Raw genomic sequence first — 1888 nt, 5'->3', positions numbered from 1 at the left:
TGTACCACTACAGTTTTTATAAAGTGACCATAGTCCAATGGTACCAAATAAAAAACTGTTTCATTGATTTTATTCGTGGTTTGGAATATAATTATCGTTAGATTGTATAATGTGCTTTTTGTATCTAAGAAAGGGCTATATGGAGTACTTATCTATAAAACAAACATCAGAGAAGTGGGGGATTTCCGTCAGAAGGATTCAGGTTTTGTGCTCTGAAGGACGTATTGAAGGGGCAACAAAGATAGGTTCTTATTGGGCCATTCCTGCAGATGCGGAGAAACCAAGTGATGAGCGTATAAAAAGTGGAAAGTATATAAAGGAGAAGTAGTGTATGGGCCAAAAAGAAACGATTGTCGATCTGTTAAAAACAAATGGAACCATGACACAGCTTGACTTGGCTGAAGCTATTTATGGCGACAGGAAACATGGTCCAAATATATACGGAGCTTTAATGGGGCTCGTTAATACTGGTGTAGTGTTAAGATCTGGAAGCCAGCCAGCTTATTATTCGTTAACCGGGGCGGATATCGTTATTCCTGAAAAGGTTGTGCAGCCCAAAAAGGGCGTTAGGGATATTTCTGGTGACGAGATAACAAACGAGACTATAGAAGAAGTGGGCCGGATTGTTGCGGAAACAGATAACTATGGCCCTGAAATGGAAATGATAACGAGATGCCTTTATAAGTTTCCGGCTAATACAGATCCAGATGTGGTTGCGATAAAGGTAGGCCTTATTGATATAACGAATTCAACACATTTGTCTCAGCATAAGAGCAAAATTAGCATGGTGGAGCTTTCAAACATAATAGCTGCTATTCCTGATATTGATGCAAGGATTAAGGCCGGTGATCCAGATGTGGTGAATCTGATAGCAAGGAGTAATGGAAAAATAAATCTATTTTCGTTTGCTTCTAAGTACTGCTGCTATCATAACAGAAACCTTTATGAGCATGATGATTATTCAATCTTAGATACAGTTTTGAAGAATTACCTTCCTCGCTACTTTGACGACATTACAAGGAACCAAATCCAGAGGTGGCAGGATTCCTTCAATTACAAAGAGTATAACGATTACATCACCAGAAAGCTCGATGAGCTTGGTATTACCGTCGAGTTCAGAAAGAGAAAGTTCGATTTGTTTGTCTGGTATAAGAATAGATAAAGGAGAAGTGCGATGGTGGATTTATTGAATAAGAAAGTGAAGCACACCGGCAAATTTGGAGTTGGTACTGTTGTTGAACAGGATGCCACAAGCATTACAGTTGAATTTCAGGCAAAGACGTGTAAATTCCAGTATCCTGCGGCATTTGAGAAGTTCTTAGCTGCAGAAGATAAAGCGGTGGCGGATGCGATTGCAGAAGAATTGAAAGCAATAAAAGAAGCTGCAGAAGCAGCCAAGGCAGAGGAAGCTGCTAAAAAAGCTGCAGAGGAGCAGGCCAAGCTTGAGGCAATGAAAGCTCAGGCGTCATCATCAGGAAAGAAAGTAAGTGCCTCAAAAGCATATAAGCCGGTACAGCGTGTTGCTGGTCAGGCTTTAACTTATCTTGTTTTTCAGGGAGATACATACGAAGAAGAGATGCGTGGTCAGTTTATATGGGCTCCTAAGTTTAGTAAAGACGGTAGGTAGATGCATCATTGGGATCGTCTGATGGATGTTAGGGAAGGTGATGTGATATTTCACTGCGCAGATGGGTTTATCCAAGCGATAAGCAGAGCAACTGGCTCCTACATTGATTGTCCGAGACCCGGCCAAAATTCTGGTGAGTGGTTAAACTGGGAAAATGACGGTCGTGAAGTAAAACTCGACTACTGTGTATTGCAGGCGCCTTTAAAACATGGTGATTTTAAAGAGAAGATTCTTGAATACTTGTAGTGGTACACTAATTTT

The 1888-nt window shown here is 40.7% G+C and carries 4 protein-coding genes; all 4 read left to right on the top strand.

What is annotated here, in order from left to right:
* Positions 1-139 precede the first annotated feature (139 nt).
* Genes JP36_RS12010 through JP36_RS10640 form a run of 4 tightly spaced genes read left to right on the top strand, consistent with a single transcriptional unit; the run spans position 140 to position 1873 of the window.
* On the top strand, positions 140-328 hold the full coding sequence (locus JP36_RS12010) for a transposase (RefSeq protein WP_039174566.1): 189 nt from the start codon (positions 140-142) through the stop codon (positions 326-328).
* Between the two features lie 3 nt (positions 329-331).
* The gene (locus tag JP36_RS10650; RefSeq protein WP_052119498.1) at positions 332-1162 is read left to right on the top strand and encodes a hypothetical protein; all 831 of its coding nucleotides are present in this window, start codon (positions 332-334) and stop codon (positions 1160-1162) included.
* A gap of 12 nt (positions 1163-1174) precedes the next feature.
* Positions 1175-1627: a hypothetical protein gene (locus JP36_RS10645; protein ID WP_052119497.1), complete on the top strand. Its 453-nt coding sequence runs from the start codon at positions 1175-1177 to the stop codon at positions 1625-1627.
* On the top strand, positions 1628-1873 hold the full coding sequence (locus JP36_RS10640; protein WP_039174564.1) for a hypothetical protein: 246 nt from the start codon (positions 1628-1630) through the stop codon (positions 1871-1873).
* Positions 1874-1888 lie beyond the last annotated feature (15 nt).

Source organism: Gallibacterium genomosp. 1 (genome assembly GCF_000771875.1).
GTDB lineage: Bacteria > Pseudomonadota > Gammaproteobacteria > Enterobacterales > Pasteurellaceae > Gallibacterium.
Note: the sequence above shows the minus strand (reverse complement) of the source record. Positions and strands in the feature narration are given on the sequence as shown.